Source organism: Pinirhizobacter sp., from assembly GCF_035317885.1.
GTDB lineage: Bacteria > Pseudomonadota > Gammaproteobacteria > Xanthomonadales > Rhodanobacteraceae > Pinirhizobacter.
The window spans coordinates 1-4,979 of record NZ_DATHFX010000455.1 but is presented as its reverse complement, the minus strand read 5'-3'; the positions used below and the strand labels follow the sequence as shown (position 1 = coordinate 4,979).

Genomic DNA, 4,979 nt, shown 5'->3' with positions numbered 1-4,979 from the left:
GCCCGCACGTGCAAACCCTCTCGACGATCGCGCGCACCTATGTCAGCACGCACCCGAACGCAGGCCTGCCCAACGCGTTCGGCGAATACGACGAAACGCCCGAGCAGATGGCCGCCACCATCGGCGATTTCGCCCGCGAGGGCCTGTTGAACCTGGTCGGTGGCTGCTGCGGCACCACTCCCGCCCACATCAAGGCCATCGCCGACGCGGTGGCTCCCTGTCGTCCCCGCATGTTCGAGGCAAACCAGCAGGCAGCATGAGTACCCTTCGCCATACCCGCCTGAGCGGCCTCGAGCCGCTGGTCATCACCCCGGACCTGCTCTTCGTCAACGTCGGCGAACGCACCAACGTCACCGGCTCCGCCCAATTCCGCAAACTGGTGAAGGAAGGCCGCTACGAAGAAGCCGTGGACGTCGCCCGCCAGCAGGTGGAGAGCGGCGCGCAGATCATCGACGTCAACATGGACGAGGGCCTGATCGATTCAGAAGCCGCGATGACCCGCTTCCTGAACCTGATCATGTCCGAGCCCGACATCGCCCGCGTGCCGGTGATGGTCGACTCCTCCAAGTGGACGGTGATCGAAGCGGGCCTGCGCTGCCTGCAAGGCAAGGGCATCGTCAACTCCATCTCGATGAAGGAAGGGGAAGAACCCTTCCTCGAGCACGCCCGGCTGGTGCGCCAGTACGGCGCCGCCGTGGTGGTGATGGCCTTCGACGAGGTCGGCCAGGCCGATACCTGTGAGCGCAAGGTCGAGATCTCTTCCCGCGCCTACAAGCTGCTGACCGAAGAGGTCGGCATGCCGCCGGAGGACATCATCTTCGACCCGAACATCTTCGCCGTGGCGACGGGCATCGAGGAGCACAACAACTACGCCGTGGACTTCATCGAAGCCACGCGCGAGCTTAAGAAGCGCTTTCCGTCGTGCCACATCTCCGGCGGCGTATCGAACGTGTCGTTCGCCTTCCGCGGCAACAACCCGGTGCGCGAGGCGATCCACTCGGTGTTCCTGTACCACGCCATCAAGGCCGGCATGGACATGGGTATCGTCAACGCAGGTTCGCTTGCCATCTACGACGAGCTTCCCGAGGAACTGCGCGAGCGCGTGGAAGACGTGGTGCTGAACCGCCGGGCCGACTCCACCGACCGGCTGCTGGAGATCGCCGACCGCTACAAGGGCGGCAAGGCCCAGGCGGTGATCGAAACCGCCGCCTGGCGCGAAAAGCCCGTGCGCGAACGCCTGTCGCATGCCCTGGTGCACGGCATCGACCAGTACGTGGTGGAAGACACCGAAGAAGCCCGGCAGCTTTCCTCACGCCCCCTGGACGTGATCGAAGGCCCGCTGATGAACGGCATGAACATCGTCGGCGACCTCTTCGGTGCCGGCAAGATGTTCCTGCCCCAGGTGGTGAAGTCCGCGCGCGTAATGAAAAAGGCGGTGGCCCACCTTATTCCCTTTATCGAGGAAGAGAAGCTGCGCACGGGCGACGCCGGCAAGAACAACGGCACTATCGTCATGGCCACGGTGAAGGGCGACGTGCACGACATCGGCAAGAACATCGTGGGCGTGGTACTCCGCTGCAACAACTTCGAGGTGATCGACCTTGGCGTGATGGTGCCCACGCAGAAGATCCTGGACACCGCGCGCGAAATGAAGGCTGACATCATCGGGCTCTCCGGCCTCATCACGCCTTCGCTTGAGGAAATGAGCCAGGTGGCCCGCGAGATGCAACGCCAGGGGTTCGAGCTGCCGCTGATGATCGGCGGCGCCACCACGTCGCGCGCGCACACGGCGCTGCGCATCGAGCCGCACTACAAGGCAACCACCGTGTGGGTGAAGGATGCCTCGCGCGCGGTGGGCGTGGCGCAGTCGCTGGTGAGCAAGGATCTGGTGGATGAGTTCATCACCAAGGTACGCAGCGAGTACGCCGAAGTACGCGAGCGCCACAAGGAGCGCGGCACCGGCAAGCCGCTGGTGCCCCTGTCCAAGGCCCGCGCGCAGCGCTTCGAAGGCGGCTGGGAATCGTATACGCCCCCTGCCCCGCGCCAACCCGGCGTCACGGTCCTGGACAACTACGACCTGGCCGAACTCGTGTCGTACATCGACTGGGGTCCCTTCTTCAACGCCTGGGAACTGGCCGGCAGGTACCCTGCCATCCTGGACGACGAGATCGTCGGGCCACAGGCGCGCGAGCTCTTCGCCGATGCGAAGGCGATGCTGGACAAGATCGTGTCGGAAAAGTGGCTCACCGCCCGCGGCGTGATCGGCTTCTGGCAGGCCAGCGCCGTAGGCGACGATGTGGAGGTTCGCGGCGACGACGGCAAGAAGCTGGCCATGCTCCGTTTCCTGCGCCAGCAGGTCGACAAGCCTGCCGACCGCCCGGATTTCTGCCTGGCCGATTTCGTCGCGCCGAAGGACACCGGTGTAGCCGACTGGGTGGGCGGCTTCGCCGTCACCGCAGGCCAGGGTATCGAAGAACACGTCGCGCGCTTCGAAGCCGACCACGACGATTACTCATCCATCATGCTCAAGGCCCTGGCCGACCGCCTGGCCGAAGCCTTCGCCGAACGCCTGCACGAGCGCGTGCGCCGTGAGTTCTGGGGCTACGTGCCTGATGAAGCCCTGGACAACGAATCGCTGGTGGCCGAGAAATACCGCGGTATCCGCCCGGCACCGGGCTACCCGGCCTGCCCCGAACACACCGAGAAGGCCACGCTGTTCGACCTCCTGGACGCACCGGGCAACACCGGCATCGAGCTCACCGAAGGCTTCGCCATGTATCCCACGGCGGCGGTCTCCGGCTGGTATTTCTCCCACCCGGGGAGCCAGTACTTCGTGGTGGGAAAGCTAAGCCGCGAACAGGTGGAAGACTACGCCCGCCGCAAGGGCTGGAAGCGCGAGGTGGCCGAACGCTGGCTGGCCCCGTACCTGGACTACGACGTGGATTAAGTCACCTCGTTGGACACCTGGTGGCGCAGCCGCGCCTCGCGCATGTGTACCCAGAGGTTATAGACGGACACGAACGCCGGGAAGAAATTGGACAGGATGCCCACCGAGTCGTTCTTGCCGAAGATGAAATAGGCCAGCAGCAGGGCCGAGCCCACCACCGACAGCCACCAGAACGACAACGGCATCACCACCCGCTTGTACTTGCGGGTGTAGTACAGCTGGACGAACCAGCGGCTGGTGAACATCAAGGAGCCGGCAAAGCCGATGATTTTCCAGGGGGTGAACGAGAAATGTGACAGGGCGGCCAGCACGCGCTGCCATTCGGAGAGGAAATAGTCCATGGGGGTCGGCCACCGGGAAAAGTCGGCCATTTTACCCTCGATGGCCCCCGGATGTTGACCGCCCGCCCCGCCCTGCGTAGAATTCCGCGCTCCCGGCGGGCGGTTAGCTCAGCGGTAGAGCACTGCCTTCACACGGCAGGTGTCACAAGTTCGATCCTTGTACCGCCCACCATACGAATCGAATGAAAAAGCCTCCGAAAGGAGGCTTTTTTGTGCGCACAGCAGCGAAACGGATAGTGCGGATGAACACGTCAGGCACTGCACCCTAGCCGGGGTCGATCACCGCTTGGCGATGACCCGGGCTGCTCTACGCCAGCCCAACGCGTTCATCCGCCCACATGGCTCGTATGGCCGGGCCCTGTTTCAAGAAAGGGTAAGGGTGGCGGGCGAGCCAGGGTAGAAAACCGTGAACAGACGGCCGGGCATACGCCCGCCTGGTCGCCCGCCGTGAGACGGTAAACCCCGGGCCCCGCAGACAACGCTGCGGGGCCCGCTGTTCAACGGGTTTCTACACCCGGTTGCCGGTACCCCGGCAACCCGTGAATGATTCCGTGTCACACACGAAGGGTCCATACGAATCTTCTCAGAAGTGATGCCGACATGAACATCCAACGATGCTCAATCCATTCCCTGGAAGGCAGTTCAGTAAGCGGGCTCGTTCGTTCACCCTCCCCAACGATGCCATCACGTCCGTTTTCGGGCGAGGCCCGCATCCTCAGCGCACCTTCCCGATGGAACTGCTGCATGCCCGCCGACGGCATTCAACGAAACGACGGCGACGCCATCGCCCAGTTCCGCCGCTACGTGCAACAGGCCGGTTTCCCTTGCCTTGCCGCCCGCACCGCCACCGAGAACGACCACGTTCGATTCCTCGTAGCAGGAAGCCTTGAGTCATCCGACGCGGACGAAGCGATCGTGACGCAGGCACGCGCGTTCGCGGCGGACGTGGAATCGGCGAAGGGGTTCCATAGCCTGGCCCTGCTCTTCCCGTGCACGCCGCCCATGGACGAAGCGACCTTCGAACAGGCGTTGTGGACGCGACTGCAAGCCTTGCACGCGCTCGATGCACGTACCGCACCGTGGGATCCATCGGTAAGCGACGACCCGGCCTCGCCGGACTTCAGCTTCAGCCTGGGCGGCCGCGCCTTCTACGTGGTGGGCTTGCATCCGGCGTCAAGCCGGCGCGCTCGTCGCTTTCCCCACGCAGCCCTGGTGTTGAATCTGCACAGCCAGTTCGAGGCCTTGCGTGCAGATGGGCGTTACGAGCGGTTCCACGAGGCCATCGTCGAGCGTGACGTTGAGTTCTCAGGCTCGGTCAACCCGATGCTGGCGACGCATGGCGAAGGGCTGGAGGCGCCGCAATACAGCGGGCGCGAAGTGGATGCGGGCAGCTGGCGCTGCCCGTTCAAGGCCTAGCTGCAAGTCCCGCCCACGGCGATCGGAGCTGTTCCGGCGCGGCCCGACGATGCCTGGGTCAGTACCACGCCCTGGGCGCCATTGACGCTGGTGCCGAGGGCGGCTGAGCCTGCGGTGGAACACACATTGAAGGCGACGTCCGAACCGTTGCTGATCTCACCGCGCTGGTTGAAGGTAATCGGCGTCGCGCTGGCCGTGCGGATGGACACGCTGGTGGTCTTGGTGGCCATGCGCAGGAGATTGGTGTCGGCAAGGGTACCCGCACCGGTGTATTT

At 64.4% G+C, this 4,979-nt stretch carries 5 protein-coding genes and 1 tRNA gene; 4 read left to right on the top strand and 2 right to left on the bottom strand.

Annotation, left to right across the window (positions count from 1 at the left end; all coding sequences use genetic code 11):
• The coding region (locus VK519_RS14935) for a homocysteine S-methyltransferase family protein (protein ID WP_324351049.1) at positions 1–260 on the top strand (260 nt) is incomplete at its 5' end.
• On the top strand, positions 257–2,947 hold the full coding sequence (gene metH, locus VK519_RS14930; RefSeq protein WP_324351047.1) for a methionine synthase: 2,691 nt from the start codon (positions 257–259) through the stop codon (positions 2,945–2,947). The genes VK519_RS14935 and metH, both read left to right, overlap by 4 nt.
• Here the strand turns inward: metH and VK519_RS14925 are convergent.
• Positions 2,944–3,288, bottom strand: a complete 345-nt coding sequence (locus tag VK519_RS14925; RefSeq protein WP_324351051.1) for a lipid-A-disaccharide synthase N-terminal domain-containing protein — start codon at positions 3,286–3,288, stop codon at positions 2,944–2,946. The two genes, metH and VK519_RS14925, sit on opposite strands and share 4 nt — an antisense overlap.
• 97 nt (positions 3,289–3,385) lie before the next feature.
• Between VK519_RS14925 and VK519_RS14920 the strand changes: the two genes are divergently transcribed.
• Positions 3,386–3,460 (top strand) — tRNA-Val (locus VK519_RS14920).
• Positions 3,461–4,032: 572 nt separating this feature from the next.
• Entirely contained in the window at positions 4,033–4,704 is a 672-nt protein-coding gene (gene gntA / locus VK519_RS14915; protein WP_324351046.1) for a guanitoxin biosynthesis heme-dependent pre-guanitoxin N-hydroxylase GntA, read from the top strand.
• Here the strand turns inward: gntA and VK519_RS14910 are convergent.
• Positions 4,701–4,979 (bottom strand): hypothetical protein (locus tag VK519_RS14910; RefSeq protein WP_324351045.1); only part of this gene is annotated, 279 nt, incomplete at its 5' end. The genes gntA and VK519_RS14910 overlap by 4 nt on opposite strands.